Here is a 23623-nt window from a genome sequence, read left to right on the forward strand (position 1 = left end):
GTATGCTGTCATCGTGTCGAGCACAGAGCGAAGAATCCACCCGGATTCAGAATTGAAGTACTTTTCGAACGATTTCGAGTTCTCCGATCGTTCGCAGCTGACGCAGTCCGAAATCACGCAGTGCATGTCCGTTATGGAGTCGCTGCGCCTCTGGCGGGAAGCCGATCGGGCGCTGGCGGAGGCGTCCAGGCGGTATATGCGCCTCAATGAGAGTGACATGCGCGCCATCCGAATGCTCATGCTGGCGCAGAAGCAAGGGCAGATCATCACTCCCAGGGACATTGCCGTTGAGGTGGGGATCTCCAGCGCATCGACGACGAAGCTCATTAACCGCCTCGTCGCTGCAGGCCACCTGATCCGTGCGCCGCATCCCAAAGACCAGCGGTCGATCTGCATCAGTGTGACGCCTGAGACCGCACAGGCGGCACGTGAGACGATCGGCCGCCAACACGCGCGCCGCTTCGATGCCGCCGCCGCCATGAGCAGTGACGAGCGTGAGGTCGTCATCCGGTTTCTCACGGCACTGGCCGAAGCCGATGAGCCGCAGGGAGATCTCACAGCGCAGTGACTTCGGTGGACGCTTGGTGAGATACTGCCGGTAGTCACTGGTTCGAATGAGGAGCTGAACTGGAATGAAGCCAACGGTGAAGGCATTTCAGGACGATATCGGGTTGCTGAACGAGCTGAAGAAGCAAGCATCGAAGGGTGTGCCGAAGGAAAGTCTCCATGTGTTCGCCCACGATGACGAACGCATCGACTGCATCGTCGGCGATGCCACCTCCCAGCCTGCCGATATCGCGGACTTCGTTGCCGATCGCTGGAACGAAGAGGAATCTGAGCTCAGAACCGTCTTTCGCGGATTCGGCTTCGATCCAGAAGAGTGCGATGACCTCGAGACGAAGCTCGAGAGCGGAAAGCTCCTGTTGGTGATCGGTCAGCCAAACTGATCGCGGTCGAGTTGCCCGATACGGCATTATCGCGGACAAGCTGCGATCAGGCCACCCCCTTCCGTCGGTTGACATGAGTCACTAGCATGACCACTCCACACTGATCCACCGCGACAAGAGGAGCGATCATGGCAGTCTGCGATACCTGCGGAAATGACTACCACAAAGCATTCACAATCACCCGAGGCGCGGAGACCGGTGTCTTCGACAGCTTCGAGTGCGCAATAGCGAAGATGGCCCCCAGCTGCGCGCACTGTGGCTGTCGCATCATGGGCCACGGCGTCGAATCCGGGCAGACCACGTTCTGCTGTTCTCACTGTGCTCGTGAGATGGGTCATTCGTCTGCGACGGACTCGAAGAGCTGAGATCTCCTCGAAGAGCTGAGATCTCAAGGAAGATCAAGGAGACCGACGATGGAATATACACGACTGGGCAATTCGGGTCTGTACGTGTCCAGGGTGGCGCTGGGGACGATACCCTTCGGCTCAGGGGGAGGGTTCGAGAAGATTGCAGGCGTTCGGGGTCACGACGCGGATCGTCAATTCAGCGAGGCACTGGAACGCGGAGTGAATTTCATCGACACCGCCAACCTGTACTCGGCTGGCGACGCGGAACGAGTCCTCGGCGAGATCATGGGCAGCAGACGCGACGACGTCGTCCTCACGTCAAAAGCGCGGATGCCCACAGGCGACGGGCCCAACGACTCAGGGGCGAGTCGGCACCACCTGATCCGGGCTGTCGATGACAGCTTGAGTCGTCTGCGGACCGACCACCTGGACCTGCTCTACATCCACCAGTGGGACGGACAGACACCGATCACCGAGACGATCGCCACTGTCAACGAACTCATCAGAGTCGGAAAGATCCGGTACTGGGGAGTCTCCAACTTCAACGGCTGGCAGTTGGCGAAGACGGTGTATGAGGCGAAGCTGGCCGGTCTCGAGGGGCCCATCGCTCAGCAGGTGTATTACACCCCCGAAGCCAGGGAGATCGAGTACGAGATCATTCCGGCCGCTCGCGACCTTGGCGTCGGGACCTTCGGGTGGAGTCCGCTGGGCGAAGGGCTGCTCAATGGGAAGGTGCGACGCGGCAAGCAGACTCCCTCGGACACTCGGCAGGGAACGGGTTGGCCGGAGCCGCATGTCACGGATTGGGCCCGCGCCTACGATCTCATCGAGCTTCTCGATGAGATCGCCGATGACGTGGGGTGGTCGATTCCTCAAGTGGTGATTTCCTGGATTCTGGGCCGCCCTGGAATCAATGGGACGGTCATCGCGGCGCGCAGCTTCGAACACCTCAAGGAGGACCTCGATGCCGCTGAGCTGACCTTGCCCCAGGAAGCACGCGATCGTCTCACCACTGCTTCGCAGCTTCCCGCTTATTACCCGCTGTGGCACAGGATGATGACGGCTCAGGACCGGCCGGAGGCGGCGGAGTCCGAGTACTGTGCCGAACAGCACGAACACGTCTTCGGTCCCGGGACCAAGACAGAGTTCTGAACACGTACGGCTGGGGGACGAGTCGGTCAACCCGAGGGAAAGCGCCCTATCGGTGGCGCAAGGGTGCCGTCGCGAGTTCGGCGATGCCCTCGTCAGGTCCGATACGCGCCTTGAATCCCAAGTCTTCGAGAGCAGCCCGAGGCGAGGCCGCTACGTGTCTGACGTCGAAGGCCCGATATTCGCCGTTGACCACCGGCTCCGGTCCGCCCATCACCGTTGCCAATCGTCGGGCCATGTCGCCGATGGTGTAGGTCTGTCCCGAGCAGATGTTGTAAGCCCTTACCCCAGGACTATGTGCCCCGACCGCTTCGATGGCGGCGACGTTCGCGCGGGCGAGGTCGGCAACGTGGACGAAGTCGCGTATTTGGTTGCCGTCCTCGAATACCTGGGGCGGTTGACCGCGCTCGAGTGCCGAGCGGAAGATGGCTGCGACCCCTGAGTAGGGTGTATCCGCCGGCATGCCGGGCCCATAGGCATTGTGGTAGCGCAGTGCGATGGCGTGGCCCGATTCCAATGTGCACCAGGCGGCGGCGTAGTGCTCCTGCGCGATTTTCGACGCGGCGTAGGCAGTGCGTGGAGCGAAGGCCGCGTCCTCGCTGATCAGGTGTGGCTCGATCTTTCCCCCGCAGTGCGGGCAGCGAGGGTCGAACAGGCCCTGCTGCAGGTCTCTGTCCTGCCGGGGGGCCGGGGGCACATCGCCGTGGTCGGGGCAGGTGTATCTTCCCTCACCGTAGACGACCATGGAAGAAGCCAGTACCAATCGCTTCGTTCCGGAGCGGGCCATCGCCGCCAGCAGGGCAGCGGTGCCGAGGTCGTTGTGGGTGGCGTAGCCGGGCAGGTCCTGGGCGTCGACGCCGTTGCCCACCGTGGCGGCCTGATGGCACACGACGTCGACATCGGCCAGCAGCTCATCCAGCAGAATCGGATCACGGATGTCGCCGTGCACCACACCTGCGGGCAGCACTGCGGTTGTCCCATGGGCCTGTTGCAGCAGCATGTCGACGCCGGTGACTTCGTGACCGGCCGCCGTCACCGCCTCGGCGATGTGTCGTCCGATGAAACCGGCCGCGCCGGTCAGCAGCACCTTCATGGCAGCTCCAATGGCAGTGTCATACCTGTCAGCGACTGGGAGCAGCTGCATGAACGCTCGGCCGATAGGGAAGCGATCACTCTTCGCAGACTCGATTTCAGCTTTTCGTTGTGCTCGGCGAAGACTCGGAAGACGTCCGCCTGGTCGACGGCGTGCGTCGAGTCGATGCCCGCGTCGAGGTCGGTCACCAGCGCAGCAGTCGCGTAGCACAGCTCGAGTTCACGCGCCAGGATCGCTTCGGGTTGGCCGGTCATGTTCACGACGTCCCAGCCCTGTGCTGCGTACCACTGGGACTCAGCGCGGGTGGAGAACCTCGGACCTTCGATCACCACCATGGTTCCGCCGTCGACCGGCGGTTCGTGGTCATCTGCAAGCCCGTCCAGCAGGGCCGTGCGCAGCCTGGGGCAGTACGGATCCGCGAATGAGACGTGGCAGGCGCCCCTGTCGAAGTACGTCTGCTCCCGGCCGTACGTCCGGTCGACCAACTGGTCCGGAACCACCAGTGAGCCGGGCCCTAGGTCCGTATTGAGCCCGCCGACTGCGCACGGCGCCAGCACCTGCCGTACTCCGAGGCTGCGCAGCGCCCACATATTGGCGCGGTAGTTCACGCGGTGCGCAGGGAATTCGTGGCCTCGTCCGTGCCGGGGCAGAAACGCCACGGTGCGGCTCGTGTCCCCGTGTTCGAACCTGCCGGTCGCGATGGGCGCCGACGGCGGGCCGAAGGGCGTTTCGACCTCAATCTCCTGTGGGTCATCGAGGAAGGTGTAGAAGCCGGAGCCGCCGATGATGGCGATGTCGGGTGATTCAGTCATCACGCTCTCTTTCGATTGATCGCATTGTTCTCAGACGGCCTGCGCCGTAACGGATTGAGTATGCCAGGACACTGAGGCAGCAGAACAGGACCGTGAGCCACAGCCAGCGTCCGAGGAACGGATCCTGGGTGTGGCCCGTGGCAGCCAGGTGGCTGCCCTTGCCCTGCTCGATGATGCCGGGGAAGAAAAGCAGGAGCAGCAAGCCGCTGGCCAGCACGGGCACCCGGATGTAGTTGACGATTGGCACCCGCAGGCCACGTCTCCGGGGTGTCCGCTCAGCTCGGAGGACGGCATTGAGCACACGGTCCGCCGCGGAGCAGAGCGGAAACAGCACGAGGTCGACGGCGATGGCCCCGCCCAGGAACCAGACCGCAGGGGATTGCCACCATACGTCCGAGTCGAACAGCTGATCCGGGCCCAGCTCCAGCACCGCGTATCCGGCCAGAAGGAAGCACCCGGTCAGCACCAGCAGGTGCCGAGGTCGGGCTCCATAGATCTGTTCGAACCATCCGGGGTGTGCTGGCATATCAGGTCCTGAACTCGATCGAGCGCACCCATTTGGTGTTGTGCACACCGGGCAGGGCTGGAACGATGATCCGCGCGGGAAAGCCGTGATCGATCGACAGGTCTGCCCCGTTGACTCGCAGGGCGAGCAGCGAGTCCGGGTCGAGTACCTGGTTGTGCTGCAACGCGGCATCGTTGAATGCGCCGGATCTCTGAAGTGATTCCACCTGTGCCGAGGCTGGTTCGCCGACTCCGGCCAGACGTGCCAAGTAGGCCAATCGGACGCCGGTCCACGTCTGCGTTGTCGACCATCCCTCCACACACGCGATCGGCAGGTCAGCGGTATGTTGGGGCATCGCCAGCAGCTGCGGCCGGCTCAATGAGACGTCGCCGTCGCCGCCGCGCAGAGTCAGTCGCCAGACCTCGCCCGTGTCGTCGCGACTGATGCGCGCGGCCGCGGCCGTCCGGTTGACCTGAAAGTCATTGGGCCCGTCACCCAGCACGCGTCCCCGAGGCAGCAGCGCGGACAACGGCCGGAGCACTCCGCCAATCGTCTGGCCGACGCTGAGAAGGAGCACAAGTGCGGAACCTCCACCGACAAGGGCCAGGGCACCGCGGCGGCTCATAGTCGGCGGAGCCGGGTCAGATGACACCAACCCATCGGCATCGGGCGGCTCCGGGTGAGTTTCGGCCAGGGGAGTGCGCAGCTCAGTGCGCAGGGACCGGGAACGCAGGGACTCGATCATTCTCGGCAGCTTGAGGCACACGTGCGCTATGAATGCCGCGATGAACACCCACGCCCCGAAATAGTGCGCTGCGTAGAAGCTGAACCCGAAGATGTAATCGTACTGAATGTTCAACACGCCTGTGGCCAACTCGAACAGGACGCTGCCGACGAGGAGCAGCAGGGACAGCCGTTCGAGGGCGTGCGCCGGAGAGCGTACCGGCGGCAATGTGAACAGCTTCGGCGTCACCGACCACAGTTTGGCAAGCACCACGGGAATGATGACCATGCCGAGGACGACGTGGATCCCCTGGTTGAGTTGATAGAGCCAGGCAGGACTGGTGGGCCACTGGAAAGTCGGCAGCTTCAGCCAGCCCACGTCCCCCGGTATAGCCTGGCCCAGCTGTGGTGCGTATGCGAGGTAGGAGAGCAGACCGGTCAAGGTAACCACCGGCAGCGCGGCCAGCAGCACCGCACCGAACACCGAGGTCAGCCACGGCCCACGGATCGGACTGCGCCAGCGCATCGGCTAGGCGTGCCCGTCACGCGTCAGCGCGGCCATGTATCGGCCCTCATGCTGGTGCAGTCGGCAACCGTGGAAGCCTGCTGCAGCAGCAACCCCGGCAATGGCCTCAGCATCGACCTGCGACCAGTTGAACGCTCCGGTCAGCTGTCCCTGGACGCGCAATCGAACACTTTCATGCACCAGGCCCGTCCCGGGGGCATCGACCTCGACCAGGACTGACCCATCCGGATGCACCAGCTGACGAATCCGCCGCAGCAGTCGGACCGGATCGCCGCCGATCCCGACGTTTCCGTCTGCCAGCAGAGCGTCCTGCCAGCAGCCTTCGTCGGGCACGTCATCGAAGACATTCATGTGAACTGCGACCGCCCCGCGTTCCTGGGCCAATTTCACTGCGACGAGGGAGATGTCGATGCCCAGGGCCTTCTTGCCGCGCGCAGTCAGGGCCCCCGTCAGACGCCCTGGACCGCAGCCGACATCGAGGGTCGGACCCGTGCAGTGGTCCAAGAACAGTGCATGGTCCGTCGCGTCGGGCGCACTCGTCCATTGCTCGACGTCCAATCGGGTCGCTGTGCCATCGGCCCTGATTACGTCGCAGGCGTGGCCCGCCATGGCCGCGTTCAAAGCGTCCAGGGGTGCGAAGTCAATGGTTTCGGTCATGGTTGGGACCCAATCTGTTCACGGTCGCCTGCCCGAGCGACCTCAGCGGCGAAACGGCTGTGCGGAATGAGGGAAGCGACCGCGTGTGAGTCCTCCCAGTAGTCGACATCGGCCATGACGGGTACGGAGGCGACCCTGGCGCCGCTGCGGACGAGCGCCGCCTTGGTCTGAACGCCGGTATCAGGCCTCGACATCGCCACCGTGTCCAGGCAGGACGTCCAACGGGGGCTTCGTGCTGCCAGTATCCACCAACCTCCGTCCTCAGCCAGGCCCAGCGCTGCGTCATGGCATTCCAATGCCGCTGCCGCCGTCTGCAGGCTCTCTGTGGTGACTTGAGGTGTGTCCATACCGATTTGAACGACCCCGTTGCCGGCATCGGCGTCGTGGTGAGCGGCAACGAGCCGGGCCGAGAAGGAGCCTCCGCGCTGGGCGATGACGCGGTGCCTGCCGCATGCCGAGGCGAGTTCATCTGACTTTGCCGCCTCGGCGAGGTCACCGGTCATCGCGATGACCACGGGCCACCCCAGACCGCCCACGACGTCCAGCGTGTCCAGCAGCGAGGCCGCGGCGATCCGTGCTGCCGCGTGATCCCCGACAGCTGTCGCCAATCTGGTTTTGGCTTGGCCGGCAACCGGCGCCTTGGCGACCACCAGCATCGTCGGTGGTTCGCTCATGTCAGCACCCTGGCGAAATCGGTGATGGTCCGCCACGTCCCCAGCAGTGTTCCCGAAACCTTGGACTTCGTGCCTCGCGCGCGCCTGCGGTAGACGATGTCCCTCTCGTGCACAGTCCAGCCCGCCCGCGAGGCCTTGATCATGAGCTCAAGCGGATAGCCGAACCGTCGGTCGGTGATATCCAACGCAAGAAGGTCGTCCCGGCGGCAGACCCGCATCGGAGCCAGATCATGCACACCAAAGCCGCTGCTGCGTCGGATCCACCAGGCCAGGACAGCTGTTCCGGCTCGTGCATGCCAGGGCCAGACGCCGTTTCCCTCTGGTCTTCGGCGTCCGATCGCCATCGTGGCCGCCCCTCTGCTCACGACCGAAGCCAGCTCGGGCAGGTCGGCAGGATCCATCGAACCATCGCCATCGAGCACTGCCACCAAGGGCGCCGTGGCCGCGAGGATTCCGGCGTGAACCGCAGCGCCGTAACCGGCGACATCCTCGTACACGACTTCGGCGCCCAGGCTGCGGGCGACCTCGGCGGTGCCATCGACCGACCCGTTGTCCACGACGATCACGTTCATGCCATCGGGGATGGTGCTGAAGACTCCGGGCAACGCCAGCGCTTCGTCGCGGCACGGAATCACCACAGTGCAGGCAAGCGGCTCACGTGCGAGAGGATCATTCATAAGGTGACAGTACCAGTGTTAAAATGTGATTGTGCCCACGCAAGCATCCTTACTTTCCCGCCGGGCCTGGACTGCAGCGATGGTCAGTACACTCATCGGTGTGGGGTTGGTCGCCGCCGCCATCGTCTGGCCGCGCGCGACGGGAACGGATGTTTTCATCCACTGGCCCCCCTTGAAGGCGAGATGGACACCTGATCCGGCACCCACCTTGGTGCTGCCGGTGCTCGTGGCACTGACCGGGTTTCTGTGCTGGCGACGCATCAGCTCCGCACTGAACTGGGGCCCCTATCTGGTTGCGGTCTTCGCCGGATCCTGGCTGTGGACGGCCGCGTTGGCCCATGTCGGCGGCAAGGAAAGCGTCAGCAAGGTGTTTGCACGCCCCAGCGAATACTTCGTCGATGCCAAAGAAGTGTCCTCGATCCCCGCGTTCTTGTCCGGATTCATCGAAAAAGTGCCTCTGCGTGCGCCCGACCACTGGCCCATTCACATTGCCGGGCATCCACCGGGCGCGACGCTGTTCTTCATCCTGCTCGACCGGATCGGCATCGAGGACCCGTACACAGCTGGTGTCATCGTCATGACTCTTGGTTGCACCGGAGTCGTCGCAGTTCTGCTGACCGTCAAGACCTTGGCCTCGCAGAAGTTCGCCCGCCGCGCAGCGCCCTGGCTGATAGCCGCGCCCGCGGCGATCTGGATGGGCGTGTCCGCTGATGCGCTGTTTACGGCAGTGGCCGCCTGGGGACTGGCGCTTCTGGCGCTGGCCGCGACAACAGACCGCAGCTCACGACTGATCGGCTTTGGTCTCCCCGCAGGGCTGTTACTCGGCCTGAGCGTCTATCTTTCCTACGGACTGCTGCTGCTGGGGATCCTCGCCATCGCTGTGATCTATCTCGGCGGCAGATGGACGGCACTGCCCTGGGCACTCGGCGGTGCGCTGCTCGTCGTTGCGGCATTCACCCTGGCCGGATTCCGGTGGTGGGAGGGGTTCCCCGTACTGGTCACCCGCTATTACGACGGGATCCAACACAAACGGCAATTCGGCTATTGGGTGTGGGCGAACCTGGGCGCCTGGACGTTCACCAGCGGACTGGCGGTATGGGCGGCCTTTCCCCGCGGCATCGCCGAAGCGTGGCGGGGGGCCGACAAGGGGCGGCGCGTGGTCGCTGTCCTGGGGTGCGCCGGCTTCGTCTCGATCCTGGTGGCGACGCTGTCGGGCATGAGCAAAGCCGAGGTCGAACGGATCTGGTTGCCATTCACAATCTGGACATTGGTGTTGCCATCGCTGTTGCCGCTGCGTTGGCAACGGCCCCTGCTTGCCACACAGATGGCATCCGCGGTCGCCATCGAGTGCCTCTTGACGACGCAGTGGTGAAGGTTGCGCAGTCGGAGTGGACATCCTTCGGATGAACGGACGGTCGCGGTGTACGTGACGAGGCTAGCCGCGAAGTGGCGACTCGCGTAGCCTCGAACCAGACTCATTTCCTCGTCGTCAGGAGGTCGACATGCAAGTCGTCGGATTTCATCAGCCAGGTGGGCCTGAGGCGCTGGAGGTCATCGACCTCCCGACTCCGCCCCCGGGCGCGGGAGAGGTTCTGATTCGCGTTCATGCGGCGTCTGTGAATCCCACCGACACCATGCTTCGCAGCGGCACACGCGTTCGGCGAACCGAAGAGGAGCCCCAGGTGCGGGTGCCCGGAATGGACGCCGCCGGAGTCCTCGAGGAGCTCGGAGACGGCGTTGAGACCGATCTCGCAGTCGGCGACCATGTGATGGCAGTGGTCGCGCCTACGGGAGCGCACGGTGCCTATTCGGAACATATCGCCGTGCCCATCGAGTCAGTCGCCCGCGCCCCGCACGGGTTCGACGATCAGGAGGCGGCCACGTTGCCGATGAATGGGCTCACCGCCCGTCTGGCGTTGGATACCCTCGGGCTTGAGAAGGGCAGCGTGCTCGCGGTGACCGGTGCAGCCGGCACGATGGGCGGGTACGCCGTGCAACTGGCGAAGAAGGACGGGCTCACAGTCATTGCCGATGCCAAAGACTCCGACGAAGAACGTGTCACCGGGCTTGGAGCCGATCTCGTGCTCCGCCGAGGCGACGACTTCCCGCAGCTCATACGAGAGCGGTACCCCGACGGTGTGGCTGGCGTGATCGACGGAGCGCTGATGCACGAGAAGATCGCCCCGGCCGTCCGCGATGGGGGCACAGTCATCACGGTGCGCGGATACGACGAAGCAGGTGAGCGCGGTGTCACGTTCACGCCCATCTGGGTCGTCGACTATGCACGAGAGCACGGCAGACTCGATGAGCTCCGCCAACTCGCTGAGGACGGAACGCTCACTCTGCAGGTGACGGAGACATTCTCCAAAGACCAGGCTCCGGCAGCGCATCGTCGCTTGGAGGCAGGCGGCGTCCGCGGGCGACTCGTCCTGGAATTCTGATCACGAGCGGACTCCGGGACGAGGCTCAGGCACCCGTCATCGGTGCCGAGGTCGCGCTCCTCGTGCCACAAGATGCGATGGAACACAGGGTATAGGCTCCTAACATGTTGGACGTCCTCACCGCCGCACAGCAGCGGCTCTACGATGCGGAGGAACCGCAGGACGTTGCGGTCGCGACCATCGTCGGGACCGATGGTTCGGTGCCGCGGCCGGTGGGGACCTCGATGCTGGTCGACGCTGCAGGCGAGGTCCACGGTTCCCTCACAGGAGGATGCGTCGAAGGCGCCGTCCTCGAAGCTTGCCAAGAGGCGCTCGCCACCGGAGCGGGCACAGTTCAGAGATTCGGCTACAGCGATGACGATGCCTTCGCCGTCGGTCTGATGTGCGGTGGCAGCATCGACGTGCTCGTCCAGCCCTTCAGAGCCGGTCGCTCGGATCTGCGACAGGAAGCCGATCAGCAGGATCCGATCGCGATGGTGATGAGACTTCCCGCTGTCGACCACGATGAGTCCTCCAGCGCCCTTGCCGTCAGCGAAGACGCACTCGAGAAGAGTTCCGGACCGGCTGCGGGCTCTCTTGCCGCGGGTCTGGGCACGGTCGTCCCGCCCTCGGTGCTCGACTCCGCGGTCAGTCATGCTGAGTCGATGATCCGCAGCGGGAGCACGGGCACAGTCCGCATCGCTGCGCCCGAAGGCGACCGCAACCCGATCGATCTCTTCATCGAGACCCGGATACCACCGGCCCACCTGGTCATCATCGGAGCGAACGCCTTCGGGCGGGCCCTGGTGGAAGCTGCCCTGCCACTGGGCCACCGCATCACGCTGTGCGATCCCCGCCCCGCCTTCACCGGCCCGACGTCGTTTCCCGGCGCCGAGGTGGTCCGAGCCTGGCCGCACCGTTTCCTCACCGAAGCTGCCGACTTGGGAGCGGTCGATGAGCGCAGCATGATCTGCGTCCTCAGCCACGACCCGAAGGTCGACATCCCCACACTGGTCCGTGCGCTCGACCTCGACGTCGCCTATGTCGGGGCGATGGGCTCACGCCGCAGCGACCGCGACCGACGCAAAGCCCTGCAGGAGGCCGGAGTCGACAGCAGAGCGTTGGAGCGGCTGCACTCTCCGATCGGTCTCGATGTGAACGCGATGACGCCCGCCGAGGTGGCCGTCTCGATTCTCGCGGAGATCCTCGCTGTGCGCGGCGGCAGGACGCAGGCCGTGCCCCTCAGCTGCCGGTCGGGGGCACTGCACCCTCACTGACCGTGCGATCCGGTCGGTCGAGAAGATGCAGATCCGCGGGCACATCGATGTCGTCGCCGTCGTCGAGGTCGCTGCAGTCGACCAGCGCAACGATGTCACGGTGGGCGATGAGCAGCTCGCGAGCACCGATGTCATCATGGGCGGCAGCGGCCACCTCGGCGGTCCAGATCGCATCGAAGACAACAGGGTGTCCACGGTGCAGCCGCCCGCTCCGATCACGATGGGCGGCCGCGGTGATGGCGCCAGGACGATGAGCGGCGATGACGCGTTCGACTTCCGCCGGGCAGATGCCAGGTCGGTCGACGGGCGTCACCAGGACAGTGCGTCCGGGGCCGATCGAGTCCAGGCCGCGGCGCAGCGATGAACCCATTCCCTCATCCCACTCAGGATTGTGAGCGACTCGGACATGATCCCGGCCTTTCAGAAGTGTCGCGACCTGCTCGGCTCCGGCTCCGGTGACGACCGTGACGTTGCAGCAGCCTCCGGAGAGCAACGATTCCACGAGGGACTCGACGAGGGTGCGGCCGTTGCTGGACAGCAGTGCCTTCGGTCCCAGGCCCAATCGACGACCTGCGCCGGCGGCGAGGACGAGCCCGCACGGGCCCTGCAAGGCTGCAGAGTTGATCGGCGGCTCCCGGTCGGGGCTCGCGGTCATCGTGGCAGGTCGAGCTTCGCTGTCATCGGGGCAGGAACGCGTCACCGAAGAGCGGCAGATCGCGCACCCGCACCCCGGTCGCGTTGTAGGCGGCATTTGCGAGTGCTGCCGCCGCACCCACGATGCCGATCTCCCCGATCCCGCGCGCCCCGAGCGGGCCGGCCTGCGGGTCCTGCTCGTCGAGCCAAGCCGCTTCGATGTCTGTCACGTCGGCATTGACGGGAACGTGGTATTCGGCGAGGTCGTGGTTGACGACGTGGCCGAACCGGGGATCGAGTTCGCCCTTCTCATGAAGCGCCATTCCCAGGCCCATGGTCATCCCGCCGATGAACTGTGAACGAGCGGTGCGCGGGTTCACGATCCGTCCGGCGGAGAACATTCCGAACATGCGGTTGACACGGATCTCGCCGGTGGCGGCGTGGATGCGGACCTCGGCGAAATGAGCACCGAAGGAGTGCAGAGCGAACTTCTCTGCTGCCGGGTTCGCCTGTGCCTCACCCTGCGATTGGGCTCCGGATGCGGGATCGGTTCCGTGCTCGCGTCGGAACGTCTCGGCCGCGGCGAGGACCGCAGCACTCCAGCTCGCCAACCCGGTGGAGCCGCCGGCGACAGTCGCGTTCGGCAGGTCGGTGTCGCCGATCTGCAGCTCCACCTGCTCGATGGGAACGTCAAGGGAGTCCGCTGCGACCTGGGTCAGGGCAGTCCAGGTGCCGGTGCCCAGATCCGCGGCCGCGATGGCCACCTCGTAGCCATCAGAGGTCCGGCGGATCCGTGCGACAGAGCCGGGCTGCCTGCCTGCCGGATAGGTGGCGGAGGCGACACCCATTCCGATGAGCCAGCCGTTATCCCGCCGAGTGCGCGGTTGAGAACTTCGCTCGTCCCAACCGAAGCGCTCCGCCCCTTCGCGGAGGCAGTCCACGAGACGGCGCTGATTGAACGGCAACCCGGTGTCCGGGTCGTTCTCGGGGTCGTTGCGCACACGCAGCTCGATCGGGTCGATTCCGCTGGCCACAGCAAGTTCGTCCATGGCGATCTCGATCCCGACCATGCCCGGGGCCTCCCCGGGAGCTCGCATCCACGAGGGCACGGGCACATCCAGAGGAACCACTCGCTGGGTGAGGCGGCGATTGTCGCCTGCGTACATCATGCGGGCCGGCTTCGTCGCCTCCTCCGGGAACTCCTTGGTCTGCGACGACATGGACACCGCGTCGAAGGCGAACGCTGTGATCGTGCCGTCGGCTCGTGCGCCCAGACGAACATGCTGCAGGGTCGGGGCCCTGTAGCCGGTGATCGAGAACATCTGCTGCCGGGTCACGGCGTACTTCACGGGACGTCCCGGCACCGCTTTGGCCGCGAGTGCGGCCAGCATCATATCGGCGTGGGGCACGCCCTTGGAGCCGAAGCCCCCTCCCACATGCGGGGAGACGATGCGAAGCTGGTCAGGCTCGAGACCGAGGATGGGTGCCAGTGTCGACCGTGTGGGGTGCACGCCCTGGGTCGACGTCCACAGTGTCAGTTCGCCTCTGTCCCAGCGGGCGATGGTGGTGTGCGGTTCCATGGGGTTGTTGTGCTCCATGGGAGTGCTGTAGCGCTGATCGATGCTGACGGCAGCCTCGGCGAGGGCCGAGTCGACATCGCCGACGGTGACGTCCCCGCCGCCGGACTCCGGAGTTCGGGAAGCAGGATGGTCCTCCCGCAGCTCGACATCATGGTCCTCCTGCACGTAGCTGACGGTGATGAGGTCCGCAGCGTGGCGGGCCTGCTCCGGGGTGGTGGCGATGACAGCACCGAGGTACTGTCCGCGGAATCCGATCTCCGGAGAGCGCAGGATCGCCAGCTCCGCGTCATCCGTGCTCTGCAGGGCCGGTGCGTTCTCGTGGGTGAGCACATGCACGACCCCGTCTGCTGCCTCGGCCGCCGAGGTGTCGATGGTGGCTGCGCGTCCCCGCGCGATCATCGCCAGGAGGGGGCAGAGGTAGAGAGGGTCGTCGACCGGATGCTCGTACGCGTAGGTGGCGCGGCCGCGGACCTTGTCGGGTCCGTCCAGACGCACCTGCCGGGTGCCGATGGCTGAGGTTGCCAGCAGATCACTCATGAGCGTCCTCCGTGGTGTCGTCCAGCTTCGACTCCAGGCCGCCGGTCAGCTCGGTGAGCACCGTCGTGATCGCACCGCGCGCCATCTGGACCTTGAAGCGGTTGCCTTCCAAGGGCTCGGCGGCCGCGAGTTCAGCATCGGCGGCCTGCAGAAACGTCTCCTCGTTCGGCTCCGCGCCTCGCAGCACTGCCTCGGCGGCGCGTGCACGCCAGGGTTTGTGGGCGACGCCACCCAGAGCGATCGCGGCCTCGCGGATCACCGGCTTCGGTCCCGAGTCATCGACGTCGACCGTGGCGGCGACCGAGACCAGCGCGAAGGCGTAGGACGCACGGTCACGGATCTTTCGGTACGTCGAGCGTCCAGCGCGTGGGGGAGGGAGTTCGAGGGCGGTGATGAGCTCCCCGTGCTCAAGGATCGTGTCCCGCTCGGGTTGCTCGCCGGGCAGCCGATGGAGTTCGTCGACCGGAATCCGGCGCTCACCGTGAGGACCGAGGACGACGACAGTGGCGTCGAGAGCGGCCAGCGCGACCGCCATATCTGACGGGTGGGTCGCAACGCAGTCCTGTGAGGCGCCGAGGATCGCGTGGTAGCGGGTGTAGCCGCCGATGGCCGAGCAGCCGGAGCCGGGTTCGCGTTTGTTGCATGGCGTCGAGGTGTCCTGGAAGTACACGCATCTGGTGCGCTGGAGGAGGTTGCCGCCCATGCTCGCTGCGTTGCGCAGCTGACCGGAGGCACCTGAGAGCAGGGCTCGCGAGAGCATCGGATAGTCGCGGCGGACTCGCAGGTCAGCGGCGGCATCGCTGTTGCGCACCATCGCACCGATGCGCAGTCCCGAGTCATCGAGGCCCTCGATGTCGGTGAGGTCCAGGCCGTTGATGTCGACGACCAGTCCCGGTTCCGTGACACCGAGCTTGAGGTGATCGACGAGGTTGGTTCCGCCTGCCAGAAACACCGCGTCCGGTCGCTCGGTGAGCACGGCGACGGCGTCAGCGGTGTCGGTGGCGCGTGTGTAGTCGAAGGGGTTCATCGCGACTCCTCGGCGGCTTGGCTGACGGCCGCGACGATGTTCACGTAGGCTCCGCACCGGCACAGATTGCCGCTCATGCGCTCGCGGATCTCCTCATCAGTGAGGTCGACCGGAGCCTCCAGATCCTCAGTGACCACGCTCGGGGCGTCGTCGGCCGCTTCCTGCAGCATGCCGGCGGCCGAGCAGACCTGGCCCGGAGTGCAGTAGCCGCACTGGAAAGCGTCCTGTTCGAGGAATGCGCGGTGCAGCGGGGAGAGTTCACCGTCTGTGGCCAGGCCCTCGGAGGTCGTGACGTCAGCAGCGTCATGGGTCAGCGCGAGCGCCAGGCAGGAGTTCAGCCGGCGGCCGTCGACCAGAACCGTGCATGCGCCGCATTGACCATGGTCGCAGCCCTTCTTGGGAGACATCACCCCCAGTCGGTCGCGCAGTGCATCGAGCAGAGTGGTTCGGGGGTCCACGGCCAGCGTGTGCTCCTGGCCGTCGACGGTGAGGTTCAGCGGATGGTCCACGAGAACCGCCTCCAGACAGCGTTGTCGACGTCTGTCAAACCTACCCCCGCTGCGGGAGGTGGACAAGGGGGTCGTCGCGAACAAGCCGGAGTATCAGAACACCCGCGCTTTCGGAACACCCGTGTCAGAGAACCGGGCAGTCATCAGATCGGGGAAATGCCGGTCATCTCGAGACGGACGTGAGTTAGAGTGACAATTGGTCAGTATCATTGCGGGCCGGGATGCCACCATCTCCAGCTGGCACTCATCTGCGAAGGAGCACCGTCGAACATGTCACGGATCCTCGTACGCATCTGGCACCGTTACCGGGATACAAAACTCCTTGTGAAGATGACAGTCGGCTTCGTGCTGGGGCTGATCGTTGCACTGGTGTTCGGTCAACAGGCTCAAGTGCTCTCACCAATCGGTGACATTCTGCTCAATCTCCTGCAGCTGGTCGTCATCCCCATCATCATGCTGACGTTGATCGACGCGGTCAACACCACGCAGTCCGGAAGCCTTGTCAGGGTTGCCTTCAAGACCTTCGCCTTCTATCTGCTGACGACCGTCGCCGCCGTCATCATCAGCCTGTCGCTGGGGCTTCTCATCAACCCGGGAACGGGGCTCAACCGTCCTGAGAACGGCACAGAGACGCCCGAACCGCCGTCGTTCACCGACCAGCTCGTCGGAGTATTTCCTGAGAACCTCTTCCAGGCCCTGACCGATGGCAAGATTCTTGCTCTGATCTTCGTGTCCATGATCATCGGCCTCACGCTCGCGGGTATGCGGCGCTCGTCGGACGCGACGATCTCGGACTTCGGAGCCCTGCTGCACAAATTCGTCCTGGCAGCCAAAGAGATGACGTTCCGCATCCTCGCCGGCATCCTCCAATATGCGCCGTTCGGTGTCTTTGCTCTCGTGGCCAGCGATATCGGCAGTCAAGGATTCGATGCACTGGCAGCCCTGGGCAAGCTGACCGGGGCCGTCTATGCGGGACTGGCTGCGCAGATCCTGCTGATCTACATTCCATTGCTGCTGATCAATCGGGTTCCGATCGGCGGGTTCTTCCGAATCGCCGGTGAGCCGATGGCCACGGCGTTCACCACCCAGAGCAGTTCCGGCACGATCCCGGTGTCGCTGCAGGCGACGAAGAAAGCGGGAATCCTCCAGGAGGTCGCGGGCTTTGTGATCCCGCTGGGAGCGACCATCAACATGGACGGCGCAGTCATCCGCCTGGGAGCCTCGGTCGTGCTGGCCGCCAATATCGCCGGACATGACATGTCCCTCCTCGAACTCGGCGCAATCGTGCTCACCGCCACATTCGTCTCCATCGGCACTGCAGGAGTCCCCGGCGCTGGACTCATCGGCCTGACGATCCTGTTGCAGCAGGCTGGGTTGCCACTCGAAACTGTGGCGTTGGTCGCTGGTGTCGACGTGATACTCGGGATGGGGGCGACGATGATCAACATCACCGGCGACCTCGTCGGAGCCCACCTCATCGACAAGAGCGAAAGGCGGATCAGCAGGAGACACGCAACCTCGACAAGCGAGGGCAGCCCTTCGTAGCAGTGTGGCCGACGGGGGCGATGGTATCGACTTCGCAGAAGGAGCGAGTCCACGACGGTCGGGGAATCAGTTCTGACTGATCAGATGGCCGGTGACGACGATGTTGTCCTCGTAGTGGCCGGTCTGTTCGTCGAAGTCCCCACCGCAGGTGATGAGTCGGATCTCCGGGTCCTTCGTATTGCCGTAGACCTGGTAGTCGGGGAACGAGTCCTTGCCGTAGTCGGTGACGTCATCGACGCTGAAGGTGGCCTTCGAACCATCCTCGCGGGTGACGGTGAGTGTGTCGTTGCGGTGCAGGGCACCGAGGTCGAAGAAGACGGCGGGCCCGTCTTTCGCGGAGTCGACGTGTCCGACTATGAGTGAGGGCCCGACCTCACCGGGTGTGGGAGAGCGGTCGTACCAGCCTGCCGGTGCGTCCTTGCCCAACGGAGGGACTTCGAGCTCATCGTCGTCCGTGAGACCAAGCTTCATGATGCTCGTGTCGACGTCGATGGCCGGGATCGTCAACTGCGTCGGCGCCGAGGCACCCATTGCGTTATCAGGTGCGGTGTCTGCAGCGACATCGCTTGGGGTGCTGGGGTCAGTCTCGGCGGGCGAATCGGTCTCTGCAGTTGAAGGGGCAGGCGCGGCAGGGTCATCGCTGCTCTCTGCAGTGGCAGATTCGCTGCTGGACGCTGCATCCGGCTGGGGCGGTGACTGGCCGCGGACGAGGCCGATCGTGATGAGTATCGCCGCGACGACGAGCAGGGCAAGACCCACCGCGGCCCAGGTGTTGATGCCGCGATGAGTCCTTGCCTGCTTGTCAGTCATGACTGGTGTCTTCCTCTCCGCTGTGGGACAGCCTGGACTCGATCAGTGAGCGCTGGTCGTCTTCTTCTTCCGCGAGATCACAAAGGCGGCTCCCGCTGCGACGAGCACGCCGCCGCCAGCGGCCAGCATCACGGTGTCATCAGTGCCAGCGGTGCTTCCGCCACCGGTGTCAGGTCCACCCTTGGGCGGCTGTCCCATCTGGCTGTCCGCGAGAGTTCCGCACAGTGCAGGAGCAGTGGCGGCCTGCGGCAGGCTGTCATCGAGCGGGCTCTTCGCGTCCTGGACATCCTTCGACAGGTTCTCTGGGTTGAGGCCGTGGACGACGACAGAGGCGCGGCCGTCCTTGATGGCGTCTGCGGTCTTGTCATCGAGATCGATGGTGCGCTTGTATGTCGCCGAGCCGCCCTTGACGCCGGCGTGGTCGACATCGACGGCCGCTTTGGCACTGGTGTCACCGGAGTCCGTCAAGGTCGTGGCGACTTCACCGTAGGCGGCTCCGCCTTCGGGTGTGTTGACGATGCCGTCACCATTCTCGTCGGCTGAGGGTGTGGGGCATTCGGCGCTGCCATCGGCCTTCACGTGGATGTGCTGGACGTGCGGGTAGGGCCCGTCCATGAACGTCTCGGCCAGGCCTTCGACGTGTTCGGTGACCATCGCCTGATTGCCCTTGAGGGTGATCATGATGTCTCCTGATGCTCCGCTGTCATTGATTTCGCCGAGGTCGGCCTGGTAGGTCCAACTGTCTTCGCCGCCGGTATCACTCGCGGTCGCCGCGGCTGCGGGGCCTGTTGCCAGACCGAAGGCAGTCAAGGCAAGGACGGGTGTGAGCATGAGCTTCTTTGCTGTGCGCATGGTGCTTCCCTTCTCTTCTGTGGACAGTCCCGTTCGGGACCGCACATTGTGTATTCGGAGAAGTCGGCTCAGCGGATTGCTCGTCAACCGTAGTTTTTCGAATTCGCACTCATCAGGTGTCCGAGCAGTTTCCGCGGCGTCCATGCCGCGATGCTTGAGATACACAGAGGAATGGGAGCGGCAATGAACTGCCACTCCCATTCTCAGATCAGTTGCGTCTCAGCTCTCAGGGGAGTCCTTGAGCGAGTTGGCGACGCCGCGAGCGGCGTCCTTGGCTTTCTCGCCAGCCTCTTTGCCTTTGGCCTGGACCACGTCGGCTTTTCCCTCTGCCTGGAGAGATTCGTCATTGGTGGCCTTGCCGGCAGCGGCTTTTGCCTTGCCCTTGAATTCTTCGGCCTTGTGGGAGTTCTCTTTGCTCATTGCTCTTCCTTTCGGTTGGGCAGCAGGTCCTGACCCATACGAGGCCTGCGGCCTATCTGTCATAATCGCGCCATCAGCAGGGCTGGCGCAAGGGGGTTCTCAGACGCTGTCATCAGCCTCGGCACCCTTGTCGTTGAAACCGATGAGCTCATAGCCCATGTCGGCAAGCTCCTCGTCTTCGGAGCCCGGGGGAGTGACGCCGTTGATCGGACGTCCCGCCGTCTCATTGAAGAAGTGGATGCCGATGAGGCCGATGATCCCGGCCCCCGCAAGGTAGAAGGCCGGGAACAGATCGAACCCGGTCTTTTGAATGACGAAGGTGTTCACCGCTGCCGTGGTCCCACCGAAGATGGCGGTGGAGATGTTGTAGCCGATGGCGAAGCCGGAGAACCGCACCTGGGTGGGGAAGATCGCCGGCAGCGTCGCCGAGACGCAGGACTGCATCATCACCTGCAGCAGCGCGATGATGCCCAGTCCCAGGAATTGGAGCCCGCGGCTTTCGGCGTGCATGAGCATGAATGCCGGGATGGCGAGCACAATGAAGCCGATCGCCGAGGTGTAGAGCACCGGTTTGCGCCCGATCGTATCCGTGAGCCTGCCCAGCGGACTGACGACAGCTATCATCGCCAACAGCAGCCCGACGAGCATGAAGTTGCTCGTGACCTCGGAGTGGCCCAGAATGCCGCTGAGGTAGGTAGGCATGTACGTCAGCACCATGTACTGGCCGACGTTGAGCAGCACGACGAAGGCCATGAGCATGAGGATCTGTTTCTTGTACCCGGTGAACAGCTCCTGGAACGGCTTCCGGTTGGCCTGCTGCCGTGAAGTGGTCTGTGAGAACGCCTCCGGTTCATCGAGTTTCATCCGCAGCCAGAGGGCGATGGCACCGAGGGGGAGGGTCAGCAGGAAGGGCAGTCTCCACCACCCGGCCTCCATGCCGTCCGAGCCGACGACGACCAGGAGGATGGTGCAGACGAATGCCGCCGAGGCTGTTCCCGCCAGGGTGCCCATCTCGAGGAAGGACCCGCAGAAGCCTCTGCGTCTGTCGGGTGCCGATTCTGCCATGTAGACGGCGGCACCGCCGTACTCGCCGCCGGTGGAGAAGCCTTGGACCATGCGGCACAGCAACAGCAGGATCGGTGCGAATGCCCCGAGTGTGGCATAGCCGGGCAGAATTCCGATGAGCGTGGTCGGAATCGTCATCATGATGATAGTCAGAACCATCACGTGCTGGCGGCCGACCTTGTCGCCCAGGGGCCCGAGGATGAAGCCTCCCAGGGGCCGGAAGACAAAAGACAGAGCGAGAACTGCGAAAGTGAGGACGACACCCCACTCGCCGGGGAAGAAGGCGCTGGCGATGTAGACGGAGACATAGGAATAGACGCCGTAGTCGAACCACTCGACCGCGTTGCCCAGTGCCGAACCGCCGATGGCTCGCTTGAGCGTGCGCTTCTTCTCGGGTGGCATCTTCGTCATGTCGATGCCGTCAGGGGTGGGGATCTTCTCATCGTGTGACGAATAGTTCATTCCAGTCCCTTCTTCGCTGTCTACGGTTTCCGCTCGCGCCTGGCCGGCACCTCTGATCAGATACTCGTACCTCAGATGTCTGAACCTGGTCTGCCCGAGTAGTGGAAGACGAACCCGCTGCGCGGCAGTGCGGGGAACTGGTTGAGGGGAATGGACAGGTCCTGCGTGGGCACGTCGAGTCCGCTGCTGACCAGCAGACGCACGGCTCGTTTGAGGATTTCGACCGTGCTCCATTCCCCGGGGCAACGATGATTCGCGGAGTGCCTGCCGGCACCTTGCGCGATCAGCGTGTTGGGGCGCTCGTCCCAGCTGAAGCCGCGGAAGCGCTCGGGCTGAAAACTGTTGGGGTCCGTCCACAGTCTGTGATCGTGACAGGTGCCGTAGAGGTCGAGGATGACACGGTCGCCTTCGTCGAATCGGTGCCCACGCCAGAGGAAGGGCTCACGGACTCTGCCCGGGACTGCCGGGAAGAACGGGTAGAAGCGACGGACCTCCTGGACGAACGGTTCCAGATCGGACTCGTCACCGGAGGCGAACGTATCGCGCCAGCGCGGATGGTGAACGAGAGCGACAGCGGCGAAGACGATGAAGCGGGCAACCGCCGCAATCGGACGCAGGATGTTGATGAGTTCGACCGCGGCCACCTCTGCGGAAAGCTTCTGGCCAGTGGAATCTGTGTGATGGGCGAAGACGAAGAGTGCAGAGCCCGGCGCCGGTGACAGAGCCCCCTGACGAACCTTCTCGATGAGACCGGCCGCCCAGGTTTCGGTGCCGCGTCTGCGCCACTGCGCATACCAGTTCGCAGGGCCGGCTTTGGCAACGTGATCGATCATCATGCCCAGTTCACTGCTCAGTTTCCGGACATCGGTCGCCTCCAGGGGGACCCCCGCCCACCGGCAGGCTGTGCGAGTCAGCACGTCCCGGGCGAAATCATGAAGAACGATGCGTCGTGGCCCAGGACGCGTTTCCAGCGTCTCGGCCCACTCTTCGTCGAAGATCTCCCCGAGGTCGGACATCGCGTCCTCGCCCATCAGGGACAGGAATGCCTGCTTTCTCCGGTGGTGCTCGTCCCCGTCCAGAGCTTGGACTGACCCCTTGTCCTGCAGCAGGTGCTGAACACTCGGGGGCACGGCGGCCTCTCGGGTGAACCGATTGCCCTCATAGAAGAGCCCAGCTGCTTCCTCGCCCCGGATGAATGTTGTCGGCTGAAGGAACAGTCTCGTGGTGAAGAGATCGGTGTCCCATGTGTCACAGCGAGAGGAGACGAATGCGTATCCCTCGTTGAGGAAGGAGGCGGTGCTGTCGAAGGGACGGCGTATCATGCGAACTCCTCTGCTGTTCTTGCTTCGCGTTATCCTGTCTTCTTCTTCGCACCCGACTTCGAGGACGAGGACTTCCCAGACGACGACTTCGAGGACGACGACTTCCCAGACGTACTCTTCGCACCCGATTTGCTCGAACTCTTCTTCGACCCGGATCTGCTCGAGCCCTTCTTCGAGGAGCGTGAGGTGTCGACGGATTTGCGCAGCGCCTCCATCAGGTCGATGACGTCGCCGCCGGGTTCTTCGTCCTCGTCCTCGTCAGGGAAGGCCTTTTCCAGGTCGAGGGTCTCTCCCTTGTCGATCTTCGCGTCGATGAGCTTGCGCAGTTCGTCCTGGTAGTCGTCGTTGAACTCCTCCGGTGTGAAGTCCTCCGAATACGATTCGACGAGTTTGGCTGACATCTCCATTTCCTTTTTGGAGATCTTCGCCTGGGAGTTCACGCCCTTGAAGTCGACGTCGCGGATCTCATCGGCCCACCGCAATGTCTGGATCATGAGCACCTTTCCACACACTCGCAGGACCGCCAGTCGGGTGCGGGTGCGCAGAGTGATCTTCACGATGGCCGTGCGGTCGGTGTCTTCGAGCGTCTGCCGCAGCAGCAGATAGGCCTTCGGCGTCTTCGACGTCGGCTCCAGGAAATACGATTTCTCCAGCATGATCGGGTCGATCTGATCGTTGGGCACGAACTGGAGGACGTCAAGGTCGTCATTCTCATCGGCGGGCAGAGCTTCGAAATCGTCTTTCGTGAGAATCACGCGGTTCTCGCCGTCGTCGTAGGCCTTGACCATGTCGTCGAACTCAACGACTTTCCCGCACTCCTGACAACGGTGTTGATTGCGGATGCGTCCGCCGTCCTTCTCATGCACCTGGTGCATGCTGACATCGTGGTTCTCGGTGGCCGAGTACAGCTTCACCGGCACGTTGACGAGACCAAACACAATCGATCCGGTCCAAATGGCTCTCATCCCTCCATTGAAACTCAGTCTCAGCACCTTGGCTACCCCCATCGGCTGGCCCTGCTGGCCGCCCGACCTGGAAGGGCTCCAGCGCGAAG

The 23623-nt window shown here is 64.1% G+C and carries 24 protein-coding genes; 7 read left to right on the forward strand and 17 right to left on the reverse strand.

The features are described 5' to 3' along the window. The first annotated feature begins 13 nt into the window (after positions 1 to 13). The 3 genes from HU144_RS07620 (at position 14) to HU144_RS07635 (ending at position 2446) form a co-directional block, all read left to right on the forward strand. Positions 14 to 568, forward strand: coding sequence for a MarR family winged helix-turn-helix transcriptional regulator (locus HU144_RS07620; RefSeq protein WP_235350831.1), 555 nt, complete (start codon positions 14 to 16; stop codon positions 566 to 568). Between the two features lie 64 nt (positions 569 to 632). Next, positions 633 to 947, forward strand: a complete 315-nt coding sequence (locus HU144_RS07625; RefSeq protein ID WP_235350832.1) for a general stress protein — start codon at positions 633 to 635, stop codon at positions 945 to 947. A 413-nt stretch (positions 948 to 1360) separates the two neighbouring features. Then, positions 1361 to 2446: an aldo/keto reductase gene (locus tag HU144_RS07635; RefSeq protein WP_235350834.1), complete on the forward strand. Its 1086-nt coding sequence runs from the start codon at positions 1361 to 1363 to the stop codon at positions 2444 to 2446. A gap of 46 nt (positions 2447 to 2492) precedes the next feature. Here the strand turns inward: HU144_RS07635 and HU144_RS07640 are convergent, their stop codons facing one another. From HU144_RS07640 to HU144_RS07670, 7 genes are read right to left on the reverse strand one after another with little or no spacing between them, the layout of a single operon-like run. Next, positions 2493 to 3536 (reverse strand): NAD-dependent epimerase/dehydratase family protein, encoded by a 1044-nt coding sequence (locus HU144_RS07640; RefSeq protein WP_235350835.1) that lies wholly within the window; start codon positions 3534 to 3536, stop codon positions 2493 to 2495. After that, positions 3533 to 4348, reverse strand: coding sequence for an S-methyl-5'-thioadenosine phosphorylase (locus tag HU144_RS07645; RefSeq protein WP_235350836.1), 816 nt, complete (start codon positions 4346 to 4348; stop codon positions 3533 to 3535). Before HU144_RS07645 ends, HU144_RS07640 begins: the two co-directional genes overlap by 4 nt. Then, the gene (locus HU144_RS07650) at positions 4341 to 4874 is read right to left on the reverse strand and encodes a hypothetical protein (RefSeq protein ID WP_235350837.1); all 534 of its coding nucleotides are present in this window, start codon (positions 4872 to 4874) and stop codon (positions 4341 to 4343) included. The genes HU144_RS07645 and HU144_RS07650 overlap by 8 nt, the downstream gene beginning before the upstream one ends. Position 4875: 1 nt before the next feature. Next, entirely contained in the window at positions 4876 to 6102 is a 1227-nt protein-coding gene (locus HU144_RS07655; RefSeq protein ID WP_235350838.1) for a molybdopterin-dependent oxidoreductase, read from the reverse strand. Positions 6103 to 6105: 3 nt separating this feature from the next. After that, positions 6106 to 6759 carry a class I SAM-dependent methyltransferase gene (locus tag HU144_RS07660; RefSeq protein WP_235350839.1) on the reverse strand — a complete coding sequence of 218 codons (654 nt, stop codon included), beginning with the start codon at positions 6757 to 6759 and terminating at the stop codon, positions 6106 to 6108. Beyond that, entirely contained in the window at positions 6756 to 7433 is a 678-nt protein-coding gene (locus HU144_RS07665) for a TIGR04282 family arsenosugar biosynthesis glycosyltransferase (RefSeq protein ID WP_235350840.1), read from the reverse strand. Before HU144_RS07665 ends, HU144_RS07660 begins: the two co-directional genes overlap by 4 nt. Beyond that, the gene (locus tag HU144_RS07670; protein ID WP_235350841.1) at positions 7430 to 8110 is read right to left on the reverse strand and encodes a glycosyltransferase family 2 protein; all 681 of its coding nucleotides are present in this window, start codon (positions 8108 to 8110) and stop codon (positions 7430 to 7432) included. The genes HU144_RS07665 and HU144_RS07670 overlap by 4 nt, the downstream gene beginning before the upstream one ends. A 79-nt stretch (positions 8111 to 8189) precedes the next feature. Here HU144_RS07670 and HU144_RS07675 point away from each other — a divergent pair, with 79 nt between their 5' ends. The 3 genes from HU144_RS07675 to HU144_RS07685 all read left to right on the forward strand — a co-directional run bounded on the left by HU144_RS07675 (position 8190) and on the right by HU144_RS07685 (position 11807). Continuing rightward, positions 8190 to 9482, forward strand: a complete 1293-nt coding sequence (locus HU144_RS07675; RefSeq protein WP_235350842.1) for a hypothetical protein — start codon at positions 8190 to 8192, stop codon at positions 9480 to 9482. Between the two features lie 130 nt (positions 9483 to 9612). After that, complete coding sequence (locus HU144_RS07680) at positions 9613 to 10551, forward strand: quinone oxidoreductase family protein (protein ID WP_235350843.1); 939 nt, start codon at positions 9613 to 9615, stop codon at positions 10549 to 10551. A 104-nt stretch (positions 10552 to 10655) separates the two neighbouring features. Further along, a complete protein-coding gene (locus tag HU144_RS07685) occupies positions 10656 to 11807 on the forward strand; it encodes an XdhC family protein (RefSeq protein WP_235350844.1) in 1152 nt (383 codons plus the stop codon). Here the strand turns inward: HU144_RS07685 and HU144_RS07690 are convergent. From HU144_RS07690 to HU144_RS07705, 4 genes are read right to left on the reverse strand one after another with little or no spacing between them, the layout of a single operon-like run. After that, complete coding sequence (locus HU144_RS07690) at positions 11773 to 12462, reverse strand: nucleotidyltransferase family protein (RefSeq protein WP_235350845.1); 690 nt, start codon at positions 12460 to 12462, stop codon at positions 11773 to 11775. The two genes, HU144_RS07685 and HU144_RS07690, sit on opposite strands and share 35 nt — an antisense overlap. Positions 12463 to 12484: 22 nt before the next feature. Beyond that, on the reverse strand, positions 12485 to 14557 hold the full coding sequence (locus HU144_RS07695) for a xanthine dehydrogenase family protein molybdopterin-binding subunit (RefSeq protein WP_235350846.1): 2073 nt from the start codon (positions 14555 to 14557) through the stop codon (positions 12485 to 12487). Further along, positions 14550 to 15584, reverse strand: a complete 1035-nt coding sequence (locus HU144_RS07700; protein WP_235350847.1) for an FAD binding domain-containing protein — start codon at positions 15582 to 15584, stop codon at positions 14550 to 14552. Before HU144_RS07700 ends, HU144_RS07695 begins: the two co-directional genes overlap by 8 nt. Beyond that, the gene (locus tag HU144_RS07705; RefSeq protein WP_235350848.1) at positions 15581 to 16093 is read right to left on the reverse strand and encodes a (2Fe-2S)-binding protein; all 513 of its coding nucleotides are present in this window, start codon (positions 16091 to 16093) and stop codon (positions 15581 to 15583) included. Before HU144_RS07705 ends, HU144_RS07700 begins: the two co-directional genes overlap by 4 nt. 270 nt (positions 16094 to 16363) lie before the next feature. Here HU144_RS07705 and HU144_RS07710 point away from each other — a divergent pair, with 270 nt between their 5' ends. Further along, a complete protein-coding gene (locus HU144_RS07710; protein ID WP_235350849.1) occupies positions 16364 to 17638 on the forward strand; it encodes a dicarboxylate/amino acid:cation symporter in 1275 nt (424 codons plus the stop codon). Between the two features lie 66 nt (positions 17639 to 17704). Here the strand turns inward: HU144_RS07710 and HU144_RS07715 are convergent, their stop codons facing one another. The 6 genes from HU144_RS07715 to ku all read right to left on the reverse strand — a co-directional run bounded on the left by HU144_RS07715 (position 17705) and on the right by ku (position 23534). Further along, positions 17705 to 18448: a class F sortase gene (locus HU144_RS07715; RefSeq protein WP_235350850.1), complete on the reverse strand. Its 744-nt coding sequence runs from the start codon at positions 18446 to 18448 to the stop codon at positions 17705 to 17707. A gap of 42 nt (positions 18449 to 18490) precedes the next feature. Further along, the gene (locus HU144_RS07720; RefSeq protein WP_235350851.1) at positions 18491 to 19300 is read right to left on the reverse strand and encodes a hypothetical protein; all 810 of its coding nucleotides are present in this window, start codon (positions 19298 to 19300) and stop codon (positions 18491 to 18493) included. A 219-nt stretch (positions 19301 to 19519) separates the two neighbouring features. Beyond that, positions 19520 to 19720, reverse strand: coding sequence for a CsbD family protein (locus tag HU144_RS07725; RefSeq protein ID WP_235350852.1), 201 nt, complete (start codon positions 19718 to 19720; stop codon positions 19520 to 19522). Positions 19721 to 19819: 99 nt separating this feature from the next. Beyond that, a complete protein-coding gene (locus HU144_RS07730; RefSeq protein WP_235350853.1) occupies positions 19820 to 21247 on the reverse strand; it encodes an MFS transporter in 1428 nt (475 codons plus the stop codon). A gap of 71 nt (positions 21248 to 21318) precedes the next feature. Continuing rightward, positions 21319 to 22569, reverse strand: a complete 1251-nt coding sequence (locus HU144_RS07735; RefSeq protein ID WP_235350854.1) for a cytochrome P450 — start codon at positions 22567 to 22569, stop codon at positions 21319 to 21321. A gap of 29 nt (positions 22570 to 22598) precedes the next feature. Beyond that, entirely contained in the window at positions 22599 to 23534 is a 936-nt protein-coding gene (gene ku, locus HU144_RS07740; protein WP_235350855.1) for a non-homologous end joining protein Ku, read from the reverse strand. Positions 23535 to 23623: the final 89 nt, after the last annotated feature.

Source organism: Brevibacterium sp. UCMA 11752 (genome assembly GCF_021532235.1).
Taxonomy (GTDB): Bacteria; Actinomycetota; Actinomycetes; order Actinomycetales; family Brevibacteriaceae; genus Brevibacterium; species Brevibacterium antiquum.

Bases quoted from the DNA above. Each gene is read 5' to 3' on its own strand.
- HU144_RS07625 (WP_235350832.1), top strand. From the start codon at position 633: ATGAAGCCAACGGTGAAGGCATTTCAGGACGATATCGGGTTGCTGAAC.
- HU144_RS07635 (WP_235350834.1), top strand. From the start codon at position 1,361: ATGGAATATACACGACTGGGCAATTCGGGTCTGTACGTGTCCAGGGTG.
- HU144_RS07640 (WP_235350835.1), bottom strand. From the start codon at position 3,536: ATGAAGGTGCTGCTGACCGGCGCGGCCGGTTTCATCGGACGACACATC.
- HU144_RS07645 (WP_235350836.1), bottom strand. From the start codon at position 4,348: ATGACTGAATCACCCGACATCGCCATCATCGGCGGCTCCGGCTTCTAC.
- HU144_RS07650 (WP_235350837.1), bottom strand. From the start codon at position 4,874: ATGCCAGCACACCCCGGATGGTTCGAACAGATCTATGGAGCCCGACCT.
- HU144_RS07655 (WP_235350838.1), bottom strand. From the start codon at position 6,102: ATGCGCTGGCGCAGTCCGATCCGTGGGCCGTGGCTGACCTCGGTGTTC.
- HU144_RS07660 (WP_235350839.1), bottom strand. From the start codon at position 6,759: ATGACCGAAACCATTGACTTCGCACCCCTGGACGCTTTGAACGCGGCC.
- HU144_RS07665 (WP_235350840.1), bottom strand. From the start codon at position 7,433: ATGAGCGAACCACCGACGATGCTGGTGGTCGCCAAGGCGCCGGTTGCC.
- HU144_RS07670 (WP_235350841.1), bottom strand. From the start codon at position 8,110: ATGAATGATCCTCTCGCACGTGAGCCGCTTGCCTGCACTGTGGTGATT.
- HU144_RS07675 (WP_235350842.1), top strand. From the start codon at position 8,190: ATGGTCAGTACACTCATCGGTGTGGGGTTGGTCGCCGCCGCCATCGTC.
- HU144_RS07680 (WP_235350843.1), top strand. From the start codon at position 9,613: ATGCAAGTCGTCGGATTTCATCAGCCAGGTGGGCCTGAGGCGCTGGAG.
- HU144_RS07685 (WP_235350844.1), top strand. From the start codon at position 10,656: ATGTTGGACGTCCTCACCGCCGCACAGCAGCGGCTCTACGATGCGGAG.
- HU144_RS07690 (WP_235350845.1), bottom strand. From the start codon at position 12,462: ATGACCGCGAGCCCCGACCGGGAGCCGCCGATCAACTCTGCAGCCTTG.
- HU144_RS07695 (WP_235350846.1), bottom strand. From the start codon at position 14,557: ATGAGTGATCTGCTGGCAACCTCAGCCATCGGCACCCGGCAGGTGCGT.
- HU144_RS07700 (WP_235350847.1), bottom strand. From the start codon at position 15,584: ATGAACCCCTTCGACTACACACGCGCCACCGACACCGCTGACGCCGTC.
- HU144_RS07710 (WP_235350849.1), top strand. From the start codon at position 16,364: ATGTCACGGATCCTCGTACGCATCTGGCACCGTTACCGGGATACAAAA.
- HU144_RS07715 (WP_235350850.1), bottom strand. From the start codon at position 18,448: ATGACTGACAAGCAGGCAAGGACTCATCGCGGCATCAACACCTGGGCC.
- HU144_RS07720 (WP_235350851.1), bottom strand. From the start codon at position 19,300: ATGCGCACAGCAAAGAAGCTCATGCTCACACCCGTCCTTGCCTTGACT.
- HU144_RS07725 (WP_235350852.1), bottom strand. From the start codon at position 19,720: ATGAGCAAAGAGAACTCCCACAAGGCCGAAGAATTCAAGGGCAAGGCA.
- HU144_RS07730 (WP_235350853.1), bottom strand. From the start codon at position 21,247: ATGAACTATTCGTCACACGATGAGAAGATCCCCACCCCTGACGGCATC.
- HU144_RS07735 (WP_235350854.1), bottom strand. From the start codon at position 22,569: ATGATACGCCGTCCCTTCGACAGCACCGCCTCCTTCCTCAACGAGGGA.
- ku (WP_235350855.1), bottom strand. From the start codon at position 23,534: ATGAGAGCCATTTGGACCGGATCGATTGTGTTTGGTCTCGTCAACGTG.